The 19,011-nt window shown below is 63.9% G+C and carries 16 protein-coding genes; 13 read left to right on the forward strand and 3 right to left on the reverse strand.

The window, feature by feature from the left end; all coding sequences use genetic code 11:
* Positions 1 to 12 precede the first annotated feature (12 nt).
* The 9 genes from der to AC5P9P_RS04770 all read left to right on the forward strand — a co-directional run bounded on the left by der (position 13) and on the right by AC5P9P_RS04770 (position 12,877).
* Positions 13 to 1,410, forward strand: a complete 1,398-nt coding sequence (gene der, locus AC5P9P_RS04730; RefSeq protein ID WP_111109115.1) for a ribosome biogenesis GTPase Der — start codon at positions 13 to 15, stop codon at positions 1,408 to 1,410.
* A gap of 175 nt (positions 1,411 to 1,585) precedes the next feature.
* Positions 1,586 to 2,722 carry a molybdopterin-synthase adenylyltransferase MoeB gene (gene moeB, locus AC5P9P_RS04735; RefSeq protein ID WP_164227466.1) on the forward strand — a complete coding sequence of 379 codons (1,137 nt, stop codon included), beginning with the start codon at positions 1,586 to 1,588 and terminating at the stop codon, positions 2,720 to 2,722.
* A gap of 187 nt (positions 2,723 to 2,909) precedes the next feature.
* Complete coding sequence (locus AC5P9P_RS04740; RefSeq protein WP_164227465.1) at positions 2,910 to 4,742, forward strand: monovalent cation:proton antiporter-2 (CPA2) family protein; 1,833 nt, start codon at positions 2,910 to 2,912, stop codon at positions 4,740 to 4,742.
* A 271-nt stretch (positions 4,743 to 5,013) separates the two neighbouring features.
* Positions 5,014 to 5,892 (forward strand): bifunctional methylenetetrahydrofolate dehydrogenase/methenyltetrahydrofolate cyclohydrolase FolD, encoded by an 879-nt coding sequence (folD, locus tag AC5P9P_RS04745; RefSeq protein WP_065195938.1) that lies wholly within the window; start codon positions 5,014 to 5,016, stop codon positions 5,890 to 5,892.
* Positions 5,893 to 6,286: 394 nt separating this feature from the next.
* A complete protein-coding gene (gene guaB / locus AC5P9P_RS04750) occupies positions 6,287 to 7,744 on the forward strand; it encodes an IMP dehydrogenase (protein ID WP_005416248.1) in 1,458 nt (485 codons plus the stop codon).
* Between the two features lie 107 nt (positions 7,745 to 7,851).
* Positions 7,852 to 8,328 (forward strand): hypothetical protein, encoded by a 477-nt coding sequence (locus tag AC5P9P_RS04755; RefSeq protein ID WP_204273452.1) that lies wholly within the window; start codon positions 7,852 to 7,854, stop codon positions 8,326 to 8,328.
* Positions 8,325 to 9,890, forward strand: coding sequence for a glutamine-hydrolyzing GMP synthase (guaA, locus tag AC5P9P_RS04760; RefSeq protein ID WP_164227463.1), 1,566 nt, complete (start codon positions 8,325 to 8,327; stop codon positions 9,888 to 9,890). The genes AC5P9P_RS04755 and guaA overlap by 4 nt, the downstream gene beginning before the upstream one ends.
* 1,139 nt (positions 9,891 to 11,029) lie before the next feature.
* The gene (locus AC5P9P_RS04765) at positions 11,030 to 11,971 is read left to right on the forward strand and encodes a hypothetical protein (RefSeq protein WP_164227461.1); all 942 of its coding nucleotides are present in this window, start codon (positions 11,030 to 11,032) and stop codon (positions 11,969 to 11,971) included.
* An 87-nt stretch (positions 11,972 to 12,058) separates the two neighbouring features.
* Positions 12,059 to 12,877 carry a hypothetical protein gene (locus AC5P9P_RS04770; protein WP_164227460.1) on the forward strand — a complete coding sequence of 273 codons (819 nt, stop codon included), beginning with the start codon at positions 12,059 to 12,061 and terminating at the stop codon, positions 12,875 to 12,877.
* Between the two features lie 274 nt (positions 12,878 to 13,151).
* Here AC5P9P_RS04770 and AC5P9P_RS04775 read toward each other — a convergent pair whose 3' ends face one another.
* Both AC5P9P_RS04775 and AC5P9P_RS04780 read right to left on the reverse strand, forming a co-directional pair.
* Positions 13,152 to 13,508 carry a hypothetical protein gene (locus tag AC5P9P_RS04775; RefSeq protein WP_495232612.1) on the reverse strand — a complete coding sequence of 119 codons (357 nt, stop codon included), beginning with the start codon at positions 13,506 to 13,508 and terminating at the stop codon, positions 13,152 to 13,154.
* Between the two features lie 549 nt (positions 13,509 to 14,057).
* On the reverse strand, positions 14,058 to 14,981 hold the full coding sequence (locus tag AC5P9P_RS04780; RefSeq protein WP_184013899.1) for a LysR family transcriptional regulator: 924 nt from the start codon (positions 14,979 to 14,981) through the stop codon (positions 14,058 to 14,060).
* A 97-nt stretch (positions 14,982 to 15,078) separates the two neighbouring features.
* Between AC5P9P_RS04780 and AC5P9P_RS04785 the strand changes: the two genes are divergently transcribed.
* From AC5P9P_RS04785 to AC5P9P_RS04800, 4 genes are all read left to right on the forward strand, one after another.
* Entirely contained in the window at positions 15,079 to 15,918 is an 840-nt protein-coding gene (locus AC5P9P_RS04785) for a type 1 glutamine amidotransferase domain-containing protein (RefSeq protein WP_184013898.1), read from the forward strand.
* A gap of 98 nt (positions 15,919 to 16,016) precedes the next feature.
* Positions 16,017 to 16,748 (forward strand): hypothetical protein, encoded by a 732-nt coding sequence (locus AC5P9P_RS04790; protein ID WP_184013897.1) that lies wholly within the window; start codon positions 16,017 to 16,019, stop codon positions 16,746 to 16,748.
* A gap of 78 nt (positions 16,749 to 16,826) precedes the next feature.
* Positions 16,827 to 17,306, forward strand: coding sequence for a hypothetical protein (locus AC5P9P_RS04795; protein ID WP_239502983.1), 480 nt, complete (start codon positions 16,827 to 16,829; stop codon positions 17,304 to 17,306).
* A gap of 83 nt (positions 17,307 to 17,389) precedes the next feature.
* Positions 17,390 to 18,172 carry a 3-hydroxybutyrate dehydrogenase gene (locus AC5P9P_RS04800; RefSeq protein ID WP_111109124.1) on the forward strand — a complete coding sequence of 261 codons (783 nt, stop codon included), beginning with the start codon at positions 17,390 to 17,392 and terminating at the stop codon, positions 18,170 to 18,172.
* Here the strand turns inward: AC5P9P_RS04800 and AC5P9P_RS04805 are convergent.
* A complete protein-coding gene (locus AC5P9P_RS04805) occupies positions 18,169 to 18,933 on the reverse strand; it encodes a COG4705 family protein (RefSeq protein WP_049403162.1) in 765 nt (254 codons plus the stop codon). The two genes, AC5P9P_RS04800 and AC5P9P_RS04805, sit on opposite strands and share 4 nt — an antisense overlap.
* Between the last annotated feature and the right edge of the window lie 78 nt (positions 18,934 to 19,011).

Genomic DNA, 19,011 nt, shown 5'->3' on the forward strand with positions numbered 1-19,011 from the left:
GGAGTAATCGCGATGCTGCCTCTGGTCGCCCTGGTTGGACGGCCGAATGTCGGCAAGTCGACTATTTTCAATGCGCTTACGCGCACCCGTGACGCGCTGGTCCACGACCAGCCCGGCGTCACCCGCGACCGCAACTACGGTGTCTGCCGCCTCGACGAGGACAATCATTTCCTCGTCGTGGATACCGGCGGTATCGCCGGGGAACACGAAGGCCTGGCCGGCGCCACCACGCGCCAGGCCCGTGCGGCCGCGGCCGAAGCCGATCTGATCCTGTTCGTCGTCGATGCCCGCGAGGGCACCTCGGCGCTGGACGACGAGATCCTGGCCTGGCTGCGCAAACTGTCGCGCCCGACGCTGCTGCTGATCAACAAGATCGACGGCACCGACGAGGACAGCGTGCGTTCCGAGTTCGCCCGTTATGGCTTCGGCGAGATGCTGACCGTCTCGGCCGCGCATCGCCAGGGCCTGGACGACCTGCTGGACGAAGTGATCCAGCGCCTGCCGGAAGAAGGCAGCGGCGAAGAGCTGGACAACGACCCGAACCGCATCCGCATCGCCTTCGTCGGCCGCCCGAACGTGGGCAAGTCGACCCTGGTCAACCGCATCCTCGGCGAGGAGCGCATGATCGCCTCCGACGTGCCGGGCACCACCCGCGACTCGATCGCAGTGGACCTGGAGCGCGACGGTCGCGAGTACCGCCTGATCGATACCGCAGGACTGCGCCGTCGCTCGCGCGTGGACGAGGTCGTCGAGAAGTTCTCGGTGGTCAAGACCATGCAGTCGATCGAGCAGTGCCAGGTGGCCGTGCTGATGCTCGACGCCACCGAAGGCGTGACCGACCAGGACGCCACCGTGCTCGGTGCCGTGCTCGACGCCGGCCGCGCGCTGGTGATCGCCATCAACAAGTGGGATGGCCTGACCGAGTACCAGCGCGAGCAGGCGGAAACCATGCTGTCGCTGAAGCTGGGCTTCGTGCCGTGGGCCGAATCGGTGCGCATCTCGGCCAAGCACGGCTCGGGCCTGCGTGAGCTGTTCCGTGCGGTGCACCGCGCGCACGAATCGGCGAACAAGACCTTCACCACCAGCGAAGTGAACAAGGCCTTGGAAGTGGCCTACGAGACCAACCCGCCGCCGACCATCCGCGGCCACGTCTCCAAGCTGCGCTACGTGCACCCGGCCGGTTCCAACCCGCCGACCTTCATCGTGCACGGCACCCGCCTGAAGGAGCTGCAGGAGTCGTACAAGCGCTACCTGGAGAACTTCTTCCGCAAGCGCTTCAAGCTGATCGGCACGCCAGTGAGCTTCATCTTCCGCGAGGGTACCAACCCGTACGAGGGCAAGAAGAACGTCCTCACCGAGCGGCAGATCAAGTCCAAGCGGCGCTTGATGAAGCACGTCAAGGGCAAGTGATTCAGAGAAAGGCGGCCCCAGGGCCGCCTTTCTTGTCTGTGGTAGTGCCGGCCGCTGGCCGGCAACCTCGCGTCGTCCGGTGCGTTCATGGCCATGCCGGCCAGCGGCCGGCACTACCCCATGTTTGCAGGTATCGGTCAAGGCGGCCTGCCGCCACGTGCGTGATAATGCGGCCATGAGCATCCAAGAGTTTTCCCCCGCACAGGCACGCGAGCGCCTGGCCCATGGCGCGGTGCTGATCGATGTGCGCGAGGCGCACGAACGGGCCGGCGGCATGGCCGAGGGCGCGCGTGGCGTGGCCAAGGGCGAGCTGCAGGCCGACCCGGCCGCGCATCTGCCGCAGCGCGACCAGGAGATCCTGCTGATCTGCCAGAGCGGCAAGCGCTCGGCCGATGCCGCGCAGTTCCTGCTGGAGGCCGGCTACACAAACGTCGCTTCCGTGACGGGCGGCACCGTGGCCTGGCGCGAGCAGTCGCTACCGCTGGTGCAGCCGCTGGCCAGCGCCGCCGACCGCGACTTCTACGACCGTTATTCGCGGCACCTGCTGTTGCCACAGGTAGGCGAGGCCGGCCAGCGCCGGTTGCAGCAGTCGCGCGTGCTGGTGCTGGGCGCGGGCGGGCTGGGTGCCCCGGCCGGCTTCTACCTGGCCGCCGCGGGGGTGGGGCGCCTGCGCTTCGCCGACCACGACCGCGTGGAGCGCAGCAACCTGCATCGGCAGATCGTGCATACCGAAGCCAGCGTCGGACAGTTCAAGGTTGATTCGGCGCGCGAGCGGTTGCTGGCGCTGAACCCGTCGATCGAGGTCGAGGCCGTGCCCGAGCGGGTCACCTCCGAGAACGTGGATGCGCTGCTGGAGGGCGTGGACGTGGTGCTGGATGGGTCGGACAACTTCCCGCTGCGCTACCTGCTCAACGACGCCTGCATCAAGCACGCCAAGCCGCTGGTGTATGCCGCCATCGAGCGCTTCGACGGCCAGGTCAGCGTGTTTGATGCCGGTCGCCAGCGTGGCGTGGCACCGTGCTATCGCTGCCTGTTCCCGGAGCCGCCGCCGCCGGAGTTCGCGCCGAATTGTTCCGAGGCGGGCGTGCTGGGGGTGCTGCCTGGGTTGGCGGGCGTGCTGCAGGCCACCGAGGTGCTGAAGCTGCTGCTGGGCATCGGCGAGCCGCTGGTCGGCCGCCTGCTGCGCTTCGACGCGCTGGGCATGCGCTTCCGCGAGACCGGCATCCGGCCGGACCCGCACTGCCCGGTGTGCGCGCCGGACGTGCCATTCCCGGGGTATATCGATTACGCCGCGTTCTGCCGGGGTGGGTGAATCCGGCCGGGCGTCATCCACGCAGGGCGTGGATCTACAGCGACGTGCAATGGTTTCGGGATGATGCTGGGGCGGGTACCCACCATCGTTCCACCTCCAAGACAATCCGGCGCAACATGCGTGCTATTGCCGTCATCGGCATTGCTCTATTGTTGAACCCGATTCTGGATCTTGGGGAACACACCGCATGGCGGTAGAAGCAGCGACCAGCGAGCTGGTCAAGGTCGTGGCCCTGTTGGGCGCGGCGGTGGTGATGGTGCCTTTGTTCCGCCGGGCCGGCCTGGGCTCGGTGCTGGGCTACTTCGCTGCCGGCCTGGCGATCGGACCGTTCGGGCTGGGCTGGTTCTCCGACCCGCAGGCGATCCTGCATACCGCCGAACTCGGCGTGGTGATGTTCCTGTTCGTGATCGGCCTGGAAATGCGGCCCTCGCACCTGTGGAGCCTGCGCAAGGAGATCTTCGGGCTGGGCACGCTGCAGATCGTCACCTGTGCGCTGGTGCTGACCAGCATCGCCAAGCTGTTCGGCCTGCCGTGGCAGGTGGCCTTCATCGGTGCCACCGGCTTCGTGCTCACCTCCACCGCAGTGGTGATGCAGCTGCTGGCCGAGCGCGGTGACATCGCGCTGCCGTCGGGGCAGAAGATCGTCTCCATCCTGTTGTTCGAAGACCTGCTGATCGTGCCGTTGCTGGCGCTGGTAGCCTGGATGGGCCCCAGTGCGGGCAGTGCCGACGGCGAGGGTTCGCGCTGGTTGTCGGTGGCGATCGGTGTGGGTGCCATCGTCGGCCTGGTGCTGGTCGGCCGCTTCCTGCTCAACCCGTTGTTCCGCGTGCTGGCCGAGTCGAAGGCGCGCGAGGTGATGACCGCCGCCGCGCTGCTGGTGGTGCTGGGTGCGGCGCTGCTGATGCAGTTGTCCGGCCTGTCGATGGCGATGGGCGCGTTCCTGGCCGGCGTGCTGCTGAGCGAGTCGACCTTCCGCCATCAGATCGAAGCGGACATCGAACCGTTCCGCGGCATCCTGCTCGGCCTGTTCTTCCTCAGCGTGGGCATGGCGCTGGACCTGGGCGTGGTGGCCGGCAACTGGCAGCTGATCCTTGGCCTGGTGCTGGCGTTGATGGCGGCCAAGGCGCTGTGCATCTACGTGGTCGCGCGCATCATGGGCAGCGACCACGCGCAGGCGCTGGACCGCGGCGTGCTGATGGCGCAGGGCGGCGAGTTCGCCTTCGTGCTGTTCTCCGCCGCCGCATCGGCCGGCGTGATCAACCTGGAGATCAATGCCAACTTCACCGCCGTGGTGGTGCTGTCGATGGCGCTGACCCCGCTGGTGGTGCTGCTCTACAAGCGCATCGCACCGAAGCCGACGGTGAACATGGACGGCGTGGACGAGGCCGACGGCCTGTCCGGCAGCGTGCTGCTGATCGGTTTCGGCCGCTTCGGCCAGGTCGCCAGCCAGTCGCTGCTGGCGCGCGACGTGGACGTGACCATCATCGACAACGATGTGGAGATGATCCAGAGCGCCGCGCGGTTCGGTTTCAAGATCTACTACGGTGATGGCACGCGTCTGGACGTGCTGCATGCCTCGGGTGCCGCCACTGCGCGCGCGATTGCGGTGTGCGTGGACAAGGCCGAGGCGGCTGATCGCATTGTTGAGCTGGTGTCGCATGAGTTCCCGCAGGCCAAGCTGATGGTGCGCTCGTTCGACCGTGAGCATTCGCTGCGGTTGATCCATGCCGGTGTTGATTTCCAGATCCGCGAGACGTTTGAATCGGCGGTGCTGTTCGGCCAGGCCGCACTGGTGGAACTGGGTGCGGACGAGGACGATGCGGTGGAAATTGCCGAGCAGATCCGTCGCCGCGATGCCGAGCGCTTCGAGCTGGAGATTGCCGGTGGTGGTCTGAATGCCGGCGCCAAGATGGTGTTCGGCAACTCCGGCCAGGGCGTGCCGACGCCGACGCCGTTCACCGCGCCGAAGCGGGCAAGCAAGACGTTGAACCCGCAGGACGTGCCGGAGGAGGAAGAATAAAGCCCGGTCGTGCCGGCCGCTGGCCGGCAGATGCGGAAACGTTCCGCCGTCATGGGGGTGCCGGCCAGCGGCCGGCACTACCCGTGTGGGGAATTGCCGGAGCCGGTGGTTGGTAGTGCCGGCCGCTGGCCGGCGGATACGGAAACGTTCCGACGTCATGGGGTTGCCGGCCAGCGGCCGGCACTACCGGTGCGCGGAGTCGGCGCACGGCGGTGGGCGAGGGGGCCTGAATCGGGGACAATAGCGTCCCCGCCGCCCCACGCCTGCCCCGATGAACGATTCCGTCCCCCAGCATCCTGCCCGCATCCTTGATGGCCGCCGCATCGCCGAGGATCTGCTCGACAGCCTGAAGGTGCGCGTCGACGCTCGCGTGGCCGCCGGTGGCAGCCGTCCGGGCCTGGCTGTGGTGCTGGTCGGTGGCGACCCGGCCTCGACGGTGTACGTGCGCAACAAGCGCCGTGCCGCCGAGAAGGTCGGCATCGAAGCGCACGACTACGATCTGCCGGCCGGTACCACCGAAGCCGAGCTGCTCGACCTGATCGACCAGCTCAACGCCGATCCGAAGATCAACGGCATCCTGATCCAGCTGCCGCTGCCGGGCATCCCCGACGCGCGCCGGCTGATCCAGCGCATCGACCCGCGCAAGGACGTGGACGGCTTCCACCCGGAAAACGTCGGCCACCTGGCCCTGCGCGAGTTCGGCCTGCGCCCGTGCACCCCGCGCGGCATCACCACGCTGCTGGGCCACACCGACCAGCCGGTGCGTGGCCGCAACGCTACCATCGTCGGCGTCAGCAACCACGTCGGCCGCCCGATGGGCCTGGAGCTGCTGATTGCCGGCTGCACCGTGACCAGCTGCCACAAGTTCACCCCCAAGGACGTGCTGGAACAGGCCGTGCGCAACGCCGACATCCTGGTGGTGGCGGTGGGCCGCCCGGGCATCGTGCCGGGCGAGTGGGTGAAGCCGGGCGCGGTGGTGATCGACGTGGGTATCAATCGGCTGGATGACGGCCGCCTGGTGGGCGACGTTGGGTTTGAGGCGGCCGCCCAGCGGGCGAGCTGGATCACCCCGGTGCCGGGCGGCGTGGGCCCGATGACCGTGGCCACGTTGATGCAGAACACCCTGGAAGCCGCGGAAGCGCTGAGCTGACCTTTGGGGCGGGTGCCGACTGTTGGCCTGCTCCTGGTAGGTGCCAACCTTGGTTGGCACACATCCATCGGGGCCATCGGCCCATCTGGGGTGCCGGTGCCGGACGCATCGTGCCAACCAAGGTTGGCACCTACCCAAGGCAATCCAAGGTGGCTTGGGCCCCCCGGCATGACCCGCTCCTGGTGGGTGCCAACCTTGGTTGGCACAAACAGGCAGAGGCCTTGGCCCCATCTGGGGTCCTGGTGCCGGATGGATAGTGCCAACCAAGGTTGGCACCCACCCAAGCCGCCCTGAACCAATCACCGCCCGCGCGACACTGCGTCGCATCTACCCCCTGCCACGCGGCGCGAAAACAGGGTAAAATGTCGCGCTTCCCCACATCTCGGGTATGCCGATGCTGCGCATCCAGGCTGAAGCACTCACTTACGACGACGTCTCGCTCGTCCCCGCCCACTCGACCATCCTGCCCAAGGACGTCAACCTCGAAACGCGGTTGACCCGAGACCTGAAGCTGAAGCTTCCGATCCTGTCCGCCGCGATGGACACCGTCACCGAAGCCCGCCTGGCCATCGCCATGGCCCAGCTCGGCGGCATGGGCATCATCCACAAGAATCTCAGCCTGGAACAGCAGGCCGCGGAAGTGGCCAAGGTCAAGAAGTTCGAGGCCGGTGTCATCCGCGACCCGATCACCGTCGGCCCGGAAACCACCATCCGCGACGTGCTGGCCCTGACCCAGGCGCACAACATCTCCGGCGTGCCGGTGGTGGGCAGCGACGGCCAGCTGGCCGGCATCGTGACCCACCGCGACATGCGCTTCGAGACCGAGCTGGACGATCCGGTCCGCCACATCATGACCAAGAAGGATCGCCTGATCACGGTCAAGGAAGGCGCCGCCAGCGACGAAGTGCTGCAGCTGCTGCACCGCAACCGCATCGAAAAGGTGCTGGTGGTCAACGATTCGTTCGAACTGCGTGGCCTGATCACCGTCAAGGACATCCAGAAGAACACCGACTTCCCGAACGCTGCCAAGGATCTGTCGACCCGCCTGCTGGTCGGCGCTGCCGTCGGCGTGGGTGGCGATACCGATCGCCGCGTGGAAGCGCTGGTCGCCGCCGGCGTGGACGTGATCGTGGTCGATACCGCGCACGGCCACTCGCAGGGCGTGCTGGACCGCGTCAGCTGGGTCAAGAAGAACTTCCCGAACGTGCAGGTCATCGGTGGCAACATCTGCACCGGCGAAGCCGCACTGGCGCTGCTGGACAGCGGCGCGGACGCCGTCAAGGTCGGCATCGGCCCGGGCTCGATCTGCACGACCCGCGTCGTTGCCGGCGTCGGCGTGCCGCAGGTCACCGCCATTGACCTGGTGGCCGAAGCCTTGCAGGACCGCATCCCGCTGATCGCCGATGGCGGCATCCGCTACTCGGGCGACATCGGCAAGGCGCTGGCCGCCGGTGCCTCGACCATCATGGTCGGCGGCCTGCTGGCCGGTACCGAGGAATCGCCGGGCGAGACCGAGCTGTACCAGGGCCGTTCGTACAAGAGCTACCGCGGCATGGGTTCGCTGGCTGCCATGGAGAAGGGGTCGAAGGACCGCTACTTCCAGGACGCCGCCACCGCCGACAAGCTGGTGCCGGAAGGCATCGAAGGCCGCGTGCCGTATCGCGGCCCGGTGGGCGGCATCATCCACCAGCTGATGGGCGGCCTGCGCGCCACCATGGGCTACGTGGGCTGCGCCACCATCGAAGACATGCGCAGCAAGCCCAAGTTCGTGAAGATCAGCGGCGCCGGCCAGCGTGAGAGCCACGTCCACGACGTGACCATCACCAAAGAGCCGCCGAACTACCGCGCCTGATGCGCTTGCGAACTGCTCTTGCGATTACGGGCAGCCTGCTGATGGCAGGCTGTTCGTTGTCCGAACCGCCGCCGCGCTCCGGGTCTCCGGGCGCGGCGGTTTCGCAATTGCAGGACGTGCAGAAGTGCCAGAATTCATTCTCCCTGCCGGAAGGCTGGCACATGGAGGCTGCCGGCGAGCACCGCTGGCTGCTGAAAGGCACCGGCGAGCGCCCGCTGCAGGTCACGCTGCAATGCATTACCGAGCTGCTGCACGGGCCGGATGATCCGGTGCTGACGCCAGTACTGGGCGCGCTGGAGCCCGCACGGATGAGCGTGCAATGGGCGTTCTGGGGCGCTGCAGATTCGGGCTTCTCGATGGCCGCACTGCAACGTCGCCTCGTACCTGGCACCGAAGTGCAGGAAATCGCCGAGCTGCCGCGCGCTGACCGCGCCAACCCCAACGCACCGCACGGCCTGCTGATGCTGCGCTGGGATGAGGAAGACCCCTCACATATTCAACAACGCGAGGCGTTCATCGCCACGCTGACGCAGAGCCTCGAAGCGCCGGGCGCTGCGAAAAACACCACTGGAACGGCACCATGACCAATATCCATAACGACAAGATCCTCATCCTCGATTTCGGCGCGCAGTACACGCAGCTGATCGCCCGCCGCATCCGCGAACTGGGCGTCTACTGCGAAATCTGGGCCTGGGACCACAACCCGGCCGAGATCGCCGCGTTTGGCGCCAAGGGCATCATCCTGTCCGGTGGCCCGGAATCGACCACGCTGCCGGGTGCGCCGACCGCGCCGCGGGAAGTGTTCGACAGCGGCCTGCCGATCTTCGGCATCTGCTACGGCATGCAGACCCTGGCCGCGCAGCTGGGCGGTGCTACCGAAGCCGCTGACCAGCGCGAGTTCGGCCACGCCGAAGTGAACGTGATCAACCCCGATGCACTGTTCAAGGGCCTGAGCGACCATGGCGGCGAGCCGAAGCTGAATGTCTGGATGAGCCACGGCGACCACGTCTCCGTTGCACCGCCGGGCTTCACCATCACCGCCACCACCGACCGCATTCCGGTGGCCGCCATGGCCAACGAAGAAAAGCGCTGGTACGGCGTGCAGTTCCACCCGGAAGTGACCCACACCCTGCAGGGCCAGGCGCTGCTGCGCCGCTTCGTGGTGGACGTGTGCGGCTGCCAGACCCTGTGGACCGCCGCCAACATCATCGAAGACCAGATCGCCCGCGTGCGCGAACAGGTGGGCGATGACGAAGTGATCCTGGGCCTGTCCGGCGGCGTCGATTCGTCCGTGGTGGCCGCACTGCTGCACAAGGCGATCGGCGAGAAGCTGACCTGTGTGTTCGTGGATACCGGCCTGCTGCGCTGGCAGGAAGGCGACCAGGTGATGGCGATGTTCGCCGAGCACATGGGCGTGAAGGTGGTGCGCGTGAATGCCGCCGACCGTTACTTCGCCGCGCTGGAAGGCGTGAGCGACCCGGAAGCCAAGCGCAAGATCATCGGCAACCTGTTCGTTGAGATCTTCGACGAAGAGTCGAACAAGCTGAAGAACGCCAAGTGGCTGGCGCAGGGCACCATCTACCCGGACGTGATCGAGTCGGCCGGCAGCAAGACCGGCAAGGCGCACGTGATCAAGAGCCACCACAACGTGGGCGGCCTGCCGGAGCACATGAAGCTGGGCCTGGTGGAGCCGCTGCGCGAGCTGTTCAAGGATGAGGTGCGCCGCTTGGGCGTCGAGCTGGGCCTGCCGCGCACCATGGTCTACCGCCATCCGTTCCCGGGCCCGGGCCTGGGCGTGCGTATCCTGGGCGAAGTGAAGCGCGAGTACGCCGAGCTGCTGGCCAAGGCCGATGCCATCTTCATCGATGAGCTGCGCAAGGCGGACCTGTACGACAAGACCAGCCAGGCGTTTGCCGTGTTCCTGCCGGTGAAGTCGGTGGGCGTGGTGGGCGATGCGCGGGCTTATGAGTGGGTGATTGCGCTGCGTGCGGTGGAGACGATTGATTTCATGACCGCGCATTGGGCGCATCTGCCGTATGAGTTCCTGGGGACGGTGAGCAACCGGATTATCAATGAGTTGCGGGGGGTGTCGAGGGTGGTTTATGACATCTCGGGGAAGCCGCCGGCGACCATTGAGTGGGAATGAGTTGAAAGAACGAGGGCGCCGAGAGGCGCCCTTTTTTGTTCGCCGCGAGCGCTGATGAGGTGCTTTGCGCCATTCATGGCGATTTACATCCAAAGCGGCTTTCCGGCACTTTGGGGGTCAATTCGAGGTAGCTTGTCCAAGATCTTCTGTGGTCGTAAGATCAAAACGGTCAACACCTAATTTCTCAGGCATACACAAGGGATTGCTATGCAAATGCGAGAGGCGGAAAAACTTCGGAAAAGTTGGGGGAATAAGCCCTGCAATCACCCTCGAGTAGAGCAGGAGTATCACTTGGGGTCAAATACGGGTGAGTTCGTATGCACAACCTGTGGAGAATCCAAAGAGCGGCGTGATTGGAATATTAGGGCAGAAGAAAAAGGGTGAGCGCTCGTTGACATCCGAGATTCAGGTGAAGCAGCCACTGTAGCTGTTCGCATTGGGCCAATTCATATTCTATGGATGAGCCGTTGAGCTCTCAAAATTCTGGAGTCTTGGAATGAGTTCATGGCAACGACAGCTTCAAGATGTCGGATTTGCGAAGACCCAAATTTCTAGGAAATTCGAATTTACTGAAGTCGAGCAGACTTTAGGAAATATTGACAAAATTTATGGCGTTGAGCCAATTCAAGAGCTCGTGCCAAGGGTTGGTGTGGGTATGGGTCCCAGCTATAGCCATAATTTCGGATTAGGGGTATTTCCATTTCATACCGATATGGCTCACTGGAGCATCCCTCCGCGCTACTTTGCGCTTATTTGTATCGTGGGATCCCACGACGTGAAGACAAATATAGTGCACAGAGATAGTCTGATTAGCCCCCAGGAACGGGACTTCTTTAGGAAGGCAATTTTGCGATCTCGGAGGCCGCTTGATGGTCGTCAGATTCCGCTAAGAATGGTGGATGGTGATATATTCCGTTGGGATACACTATTCCTTCAGCCCGTAAATTCGATAGCAGTCCGTGCTGTGCGAATGATTAACGATCGGATTCGGGATGTGAGTATTAGTAGCGTTGCCCTAGATGAGCCTGGCCAAGTACTGGTGGTGGACAATTGGCGAACCCTGCACGGCAGGTCGGAAGTGTCGTCGAGTTCTCGTGGAAGAGTTCTGAAGAGGGTCTACTTGGAGTGAGGGAGGACAGATGGCAGTTAGGGTCGATCACGAGTGGTCAAAGAGCTCCTACTTAGCCAAGTCTGACTTGTATTCGGAGGCTATGCAGGCTAATTCTACCGATTGGCAGTATGGGCTTTGGTCAACTTTTCTCATGGAAATGTTGATAAGAGCGTCAATTTCGCATGTGTCGCCTGCGCTTGTGGCAGACGGCTCCGACTGGAATAATATTCTTTATGCACTTGGGCATGCTCCAAAGAAGGCTAAATTCGTTCCTCGAACCGCCCCGATTACAGAATTGATTGGGCGCGCTGAAGAATTGGTCCCTGCGTTTACGCGCGAGCATGTCAACTTTTGCTTGGCGCATTTCTCAAAGAGAAACTCGGAGCTTCATTCTGGAAACCTGAACTTTGAAAGCTCTAGCTCGTCGTCCTGGCGGCCGCACTTCTTTGCTGTCTGCGATGTGCTCTTGAGTCATTGTGGGTCTTCCTTGGAAAATCTTTTCGGAGATGCTGGGGCAAAAGAGGCGAGGGAAGATATATCAGCACTTAATGACGGCGCCGCGAAGAGCGTCCTTGGTGCTATCAATGCCCATAAGGTTGTTTGGGATTCGAAGTCAGACGAGGACAGGAAGACGGCTCTGGACCAGGCTGCGGCTGCGTCTTTGCGCCACTATGGTCATCGAGTTAATTGTCCCTCCTGTACCGCCACTGCGCTCGTGCAGGGGCGCGCAATGGGCGTAGCCAAAACATCAACTGCGGAAGATGGTGTTATTGAACGTCAAGCAATGCGGCCAGAGGAGTTCTTCTGCGTTGCATGCGGATTGAAGATTTCAGGATACTCAAAGCTTCTTGCTTGCGGATTAGGTGATAGTTATGTTTCGACTAGTCATTATGATGCGATAGAGTACTTTGGCATTGATGTTGATAGGCTTGCGCGAAATATGTGGGAAGATGACAATAATGAGTACTAATTGTAAAGGTGCTAGCGTCGGTGTTCTTGGTCCAGTCAGGCGGCGACTTCTGACTCTTGAGCGGCGTAGCCAGGCAGGCGCGAAGCAATGAGCCGAAAATTTGATCTCGATGCGCGTGCAGAGAGGATGCGGCGGAAGGAAGAGCCGTTTCGTCTCCACGGGAAGCTGCGATCAGTCCACTTTCTGCGAGGCGTTATGTCACGCGCAAGCATGAGCCTTCCGGCGTTCTACTATTTTCTTGGCACCGCGCAGGCTGCTGAAGATATGGATGCCTCGGGCGACTTGCCCTTTCGCGTATCGCAGTCGTACCTAGAGTTCTCAACGCTGAACTCGCTGTCCCTGAACTGCCGGAAAGTCTTTGATCATGCCACCAAGCCAGACCTTACTGGAGGTAATTTCGGCCGCTTGCCCGACGGAGTGCTCGAAGAGCATGCGCACTACTGGTCCGAGCGAGGAAGCAATACTTTCGAAGATGCTCATCGCGCCCTCGTCTTTTTAAGGGAATTCTTTCGTGAATACGCGCGGACAGATACTGACCTACTCAAGGCTCCCGGTCGACTCCACAAGCGGATCGGCCTTCTAAAGCAACACGCCGATCGCGCGGCAGCGCATCTTTCTTTACAGGAGTACGAGCTCGAACTTCTCGATGTGATGCATGTGGTAGCTGCGCTTGTGATCGTGGGGGAGGTGATTCGAAGCTTCGATGCGCCCTCAATGGGTAGCGAATACTTCAATGATACCGACGCGGCATCCCTGGCGGCAGCGTCGCGTACTTTTCCATCTATGCGCGATTTTCGCCTGCTCGGACATGTGAAGGTAGACCAGCAGGCGCGCGCCTACTGGAGGATGTACCAGTACGAGAGTATCCCGCGCTTCTTCGATCAGCTCGAGTTCGCGTTGGGGTAGCGCTGGCCAAATGCCGGAGGATGGCCTTAGGACATCGCCACGGTAAAAGACTGCAGCTCATTCGGTCTCGTTTGCATGCATCGTCCTTTCCGGAGGATGATCGAACGGGCTTGCTGGGGCTCGCCGCTCTCGACCGTGATCGCTCATTGATGTAGGAATTTGCTCCGATGCTCTTCAGCCGGGTGGAGCTGCTATGTTCGCGTCTGTCAGGAGGCGCGTGTTAATCAATGTGACGCCCAATCAAATCTGCTGTACGTCGCTCCGGTCAGGCAGGTCACTCCGGCCTTACCTCATGACAAGCCCACTCAACCAACCCCCGGCAAGCTAGAAACAACCCATCAACAACCCCCTCATCCAAATGCCGCTCCGGCTCCGCTGCCACCCGGCAGCGGTCTGCGGCATGCAACAGCTCCAGCACCGTCAGCGCGCCCACCATCGCGCGCTCGCTCCTGGCCAGGCTCACGCGGCGGCCGGGTGATACATCGGTTTCTGGCCAAGGGTGTCCATCAGCCCCTTCGCAGCCGCGCATGCGCTTGAGGATGCCGAGCAGGGAGTTCAGGTCGGGCAGGGGAGTGTCGTCGTTGATGGGCTCAACAACGGTGTACGAGGAAAAGGTATCGGCTTCGTTCATGGCGTCGGCTTCCGTGGCTGTGCTTAACAGCGCCACCGTGAGGAGGTGGCGGACGATGCGTGGCTGCAAACCGGGACGAAGCAACGAATGACCGGTGGGTCCGAAGACCCCCACGCACCGCCCGCCAGATAGGCCGACGGATTGCCCGCCGGCACCGGTTAAGGACGGTGCCGACGGGCAAGCGTAAACAACAGTCGTTGCTCATCGCGGGTTTGCAGACCCGGAGCCACCCGTTGTCGGTGGCACGTCATGTTGGTTACGCCGCCGCTTCGAATGCCAATAGAAATTCGCGAAGGAATCTCTGAATCCGAGAGCGAAGAACTATTGTGGCACGCGCCATGCGTGCAGCACGCGACACCGCCAGACGCATTCGCGCGGCTGCTCTGTTGATTGCGATTCTGAATGACGCAATCGCCCGCGCCACAAGCGAATAGCGCGACGGCCTTCTTTGCAACAGTTCTTAGTTCGCCTCAGCAGGCAATGGCGCACAACCAGGCGCAGGCCCCGAGAATCGGTTCAAACACGACACCGCCAGCGAGCATCGCAGCCTCAACTAGCGGCGTCCTCAACCACCGCAGTATTCCCCACCAGCAACTCAATCATCGCCCTTGCCGCCGCCGACTGCCGTCGATGCGGCGCATAGATCACCGAGAACGGCCGCGACCGCCCACGCAGCTGCGGCAGCACTTCCACCAGCTGCCCGCGCCGCAATCGCTCGCGCACGATGAATTCATAGCTCTGGCAGATGCCGATGCCCTGTTCGGCCAGCGACACCACGCCCAGCACATCGTCGGAGGTCTCGATGGACGAACGCGGCACCCAATCCACATCCCGCCCGCCATCCCGAAACACCCACGGCGCCAACCGCCCGGTGCGCGGCATCACGAACGGCAGGCACAGATGCTGCTGCAGATCGTCCAGCGTCTGCGGCGTACCCCGGCGCTGCAGGTAGTCCGGCGAAGCCGCCAGCACCAAAGGCGCATCTTCCAGCTTCCGCCCCACCAGCCCGCTGTCCGGCAGCTGTCCCAGGCGGATGGCCAGGTCGAAGCCTTCGGCCACCAGGTCCACGTTGCGGTTGGTGATGTTCAGTTCCACCTGCACCTGCGGGTACTGCTGCGCAAAGCGCGCCAGCACGGGCGGCAGTCGGTAGTGGCCATAGGTGGTGGGCACGCTCAGGCGCACGCGGCCGGCCAGCGCACCGTCCTGGGCCAGGACGTCGCGCTCGGCGTCGTCCAGCAGGCCGAAGGCGGTGCGCACCTGTTCCAGGTAGAGCCGCCCGGCGTCGGTCAGGCCCACGCGGCGGGTGGTCCGCTGCAGCAGCTGCCGGCCCAGCCGCGCTTCCAGGCGGGTGACCGCACGGCTCAGCACCGAGGGCGTGGTGGACAGCGCCACCGCGCCGGCCGTGAACGAGCCGTGCTCGACCACCGCCAGGAACACCTCCACATCGCCCAGGTAGTCGAACTTGCGGCTCATTTTGCTCTCCGGGGAACAGATGTTTTGCGATGGGGCCAATTTATCGCCGCTGGGGCGATGAATAAAGTGGCCGCCATTCCCTGATAGGAGCTATCCCATGAACTTGAAGACCCGGCTGGCCGCAGCGCTGGCCCTGACCCTGGCCGCCACCAGCGCGCATGCCGCCAACGTGCTGGTGGTGCTGTCCGACGAAAACCACCTGGACCTGAAGGACGGCAAGGTGCTGTCCACCGGCTTCTATCTCAACGAGCTGATGCAGCCGGTCAAGCTGCTGCTGGACGCGGGCCACGAGGTGACCTTCGCCACGCCGCAGGGGCGGGCGCCGACGGTGGATGCGTCCTCGGTAACGGCCGCTTACTTCGGCAACGATGCCGCACAGCTGACGCTGCACAAGGACCTGCTGGAGAAGCTGGCGCTGACCTCGCCAACGGCCTCGCCGGTGGTCAGCCTGTCGCGCATCGAGCAGCAGGGGTATGCGCGTTTCGATGCGGTCTACATTCCCGGTGGCCACGCGCCAATGCAGGACCTGCTGAAGAGCCCGGCGCTGGGCCGGTTGCTGGCCGACTTCCACCAGCGCAACAAGACCACCGCGCTGGTCTGCCACGGGCCGATCGCGCTGCTGTCCACGTTGCCGGATGCGGGTGGTTTCGTGGCAAAGCTGGAGGCGGGCGCGATGCCGGCCACGCCGAAGTGGATCTACAGCGGCTACCAGATGACGGTGATCAGCAACCAGGAAGAAGCGCAGGCCAAGCCGCTGCTGGGCGGCGGTGAGATGAAGTTCTACCCGCAGACCGCGCTGCAGCGGGCGGGTGCGACGTTCAGCAGCAACACCACGCCGTGGACCGGGCATGTGGTGGTGGACCGCGAGCTGATTACCGGGCAGAACCCGGCTTCGGCGCTGGAGGTGGGGCAGCGGTTGGTGGAGCGGTTGAAGTAGGGCGGGCTCTGCATCGCATGCGGTGCCGTGGCACCATGGCGGACCGGCCTCGTCCTTATGAGCGAGGCCGGTTTTCCAGGGAAGCTCTAGAACACGCCATGCGAACGTCTTTTTTCATTCTCTCCGCCCTGTGCCTTGGCTTGCTGTCCGGCTGTGCCAGTGGCCCGGAGGAACACGCCTCAAGCCGCGAGATCACCAGTGCGTTCGTGGCCGAAGACGGCCAGCTGTATCTGCTGCCGCGCTATGACGAGCCGATGCGCTTCAATGCCGCGCCGTTCCGCGAGTACCGCGCGCTGATGGACAGCCCGCTGCGCGAGGCGGTGGCCTGCGCGCAGATGTACTTCCATGAGGACTGGCGCGACCCGGCCAACAAGGCCAAGGTGCACGGCAGCTATGCGCTGCTGCTGCGGCCGGAGCAGGTGACGGCGGAACAGGCCGCGCAGTTCAAGCTGGAGCGGATTGAGGTTACCCCGCGTGAGGCCAAGGCCGTGGAGGAGCGGGCGCGCTACTACCTGCCGATGGACCGGACCCGTTACGCGCTGGCGTTTGACCGCGCCTGCAATCTTTCCAAGAAGGGCGGCAGCTATTACAGCGCGCTGTTCGAGGGCGACGGCGAGCGGGTGAAGTTGCCGGATGCTACGGCGCTGGCGGAGAAGGGGAGGCTGGCACAGCCGATCAATGCACGGGCGCAGCGGATCCTGCCGGAGAGGGAGGACAAGCCGGGTGTGGGTTCGGCGGCGGGCAAGGTGCTCGGCGCGGCGCTGATCCCTGTGGCGGTTCCGGTGTTTGTGTTGAGCCTGCCGTTCCTGGGGCCGGATCATTGGAAGTGATGGGGCGCTGAGGGAGAGCATCCACGCATGGCGTGGATCTACTTGGGCATCGCCTGAACGTTCATCCTGGAGATCTGTGTGCCCAGCACGCTGGAAACTGTTTTGAAGACCGTAGGTTTCATTGTCCTCGCGGCACTTCCGTTGGTGATCCTCTGGTTCACCCTTCGGCGAATGGCAGCAACTGCTCGCTCGTCCGTGAAGTCTGGGCTGCGTTTGCATGCCCCGCGCCGGATTTCCGGCACGTCCATGACCTTGGTGATGGTGGATGGCAAAGAGGATCGCGAGCACTACTTCTTTGATGCGGCGTCCTTTTACCTGCGGCGAGGGCCGGTGCCCACGGCGGTTCCGCTTTCGCAGATCACCTCAGTCACACGAACGTCCGACAAGATCTACGGGCGCTATGTCTGGCAGGTGTGCTTCAGCAAAGCATCGGGCAGAAAGTGCGTGACGTTCACCAGCAACCTGACGCTGTTCAACCGCGATTTCCTGCTGTTCCTGGAGGCGGTGCGGAAGGCCAATCCGCTGGCGTCCGTTGATCGGGCGGGCATCCGCTTCTAGCTGTGGGCCGACTTGAGGGTGTCAGTTAAAGCGGCGAGCCGGTGACGCTACACTGGCCGCCTGTGCCCGACGGAAGCTCGCTCATGTTCTCTGGAAAGGTTGCAGTGGTCACCGGCTCCACCAGCGGTATCGGTCTTGGCATCGCCACCGCGCTGGCACGGCAAGGCGCGGACATCGTGCTGAATGGCTTCGGCGATGCGGCGGAAATCGAGCGCATCCGTTCCCAATTGGAAGCCGAGTTCGGCGTGCGCGTGGCGCATGACGGTGCCGACCTGTCCCGTGGTGAGGCGGTGCGCGGAATGATCGAAAACGCCGTCGCGACGATGGGGCGCATCGATATCCTGGTGAACAACGCGGGCATCCAGCACACCGCGTCGATCGAGGAATTCCCGGTCGAGAAATGGGACGCGATCCTGGCGCTGAACCTGTCGGCGGTGTTCCATGCCACGGCGGCGTCGTTGCCGCACATGAAGCAGCAGGGCGCCGGCCGCATCATCAACATCGCGTCGGTGCACGGGTTGGTGGGCTCGGTGAACAAGTCGGCCTATGTGGCGGCCAAGCATGGCGTGGTGGGCTTCACCAAGGTGACCGCGCTGGAGAATGCGGGCACCGGCATCACCGCCAATGCCATCTGCCCGGGCTGGGTGCGAACGGCGCTGGTCGAGCAGCAGATCACCGCGTTGGCGGAGAAGGAAGGCACGGATCAGGAGTCCGCCGCTCGCGCGCTGCTGGCTGAGAAGCAGCCCTCGTTGCAGTTCGTGACGCCCGAGCAGCTGGGCGAGATGGTGGTGTTCGTGGCCTCGGACGCGGCAGCGCAGATCACCGGCACGGCACTGCCCGTGGATGGGGGCTGGACGGCGCGCTAGCTGGCTGGCTGCGCCTTACGCTGCACCATCGGCAGCGCCACCAGCGTTACCAGAATGGTGAACAACACCAGCGACGAGCCGACCGTGCCGAAGCCCAGCCCGCCCTTTTTCAGCGGCTTGGTGAGCAGGTCGCCGAAGGTGGCGCCGAACGGGCGGGTGAGCACGAAGGCGATCCAGAACAGGATGACCCGGTTGATGCCCTTGATGCGGCTGGCCAGTGCGGTGAGCGCGATGAGGCTGCCGATCAGCAGTGCGCCGCCGGTGAAGCCCAGCCCGGAATCGTCGGCGAGGAAGTCGCCCAGCGCGGTGCCCAGCGTGTTGGAGAACAGCACAGCGGTCCAGTAGAAGCCTTCGGCGCGGCGCGATGCGATGTTGCTGACCGAGATCGACTTCTCCGACATGCGCCAGGCCAGCAACACCAGCGCCAGGCAACCGGCCAGCAGGCTGGCGCCGGTGGCGTAGCCCAGGCCGAGCGTGCGGTCGAGCAGGTCGGAGATAGTGGTTCCAGCGGTGCTGGTCGCCAGCACCACCGACCAGAACAGCACCGGGTGGAAGCGCCGTGCCGACAACTGCAGGGAAAGCAGGCCGGCGAAGACCGTCAGCAGGATGGCCGAGCTGGCCACGTAACCCAGGTTGAGGGTCATCGACAGCAGGTCGCCGGCGGTCTCGCCGAGGGTGGTGGCGGCGATCTTCATCACCCAGAAACCGAGGGTGACCGCCGCCACCTTGCTGTGCAGGGAATCTGCGTCTGAAGCACGCATGGAACGTCGCCAGGGGAGCCTGCCGGTGATGCTGTGGCGGGCGCCGTCGGAGCGCGGTCGGAACCGGGTTTGGCGAGG

The organism is Stenotrophomonas sp. YJH_SMC_14-1, from assembly GCF_059372275.1.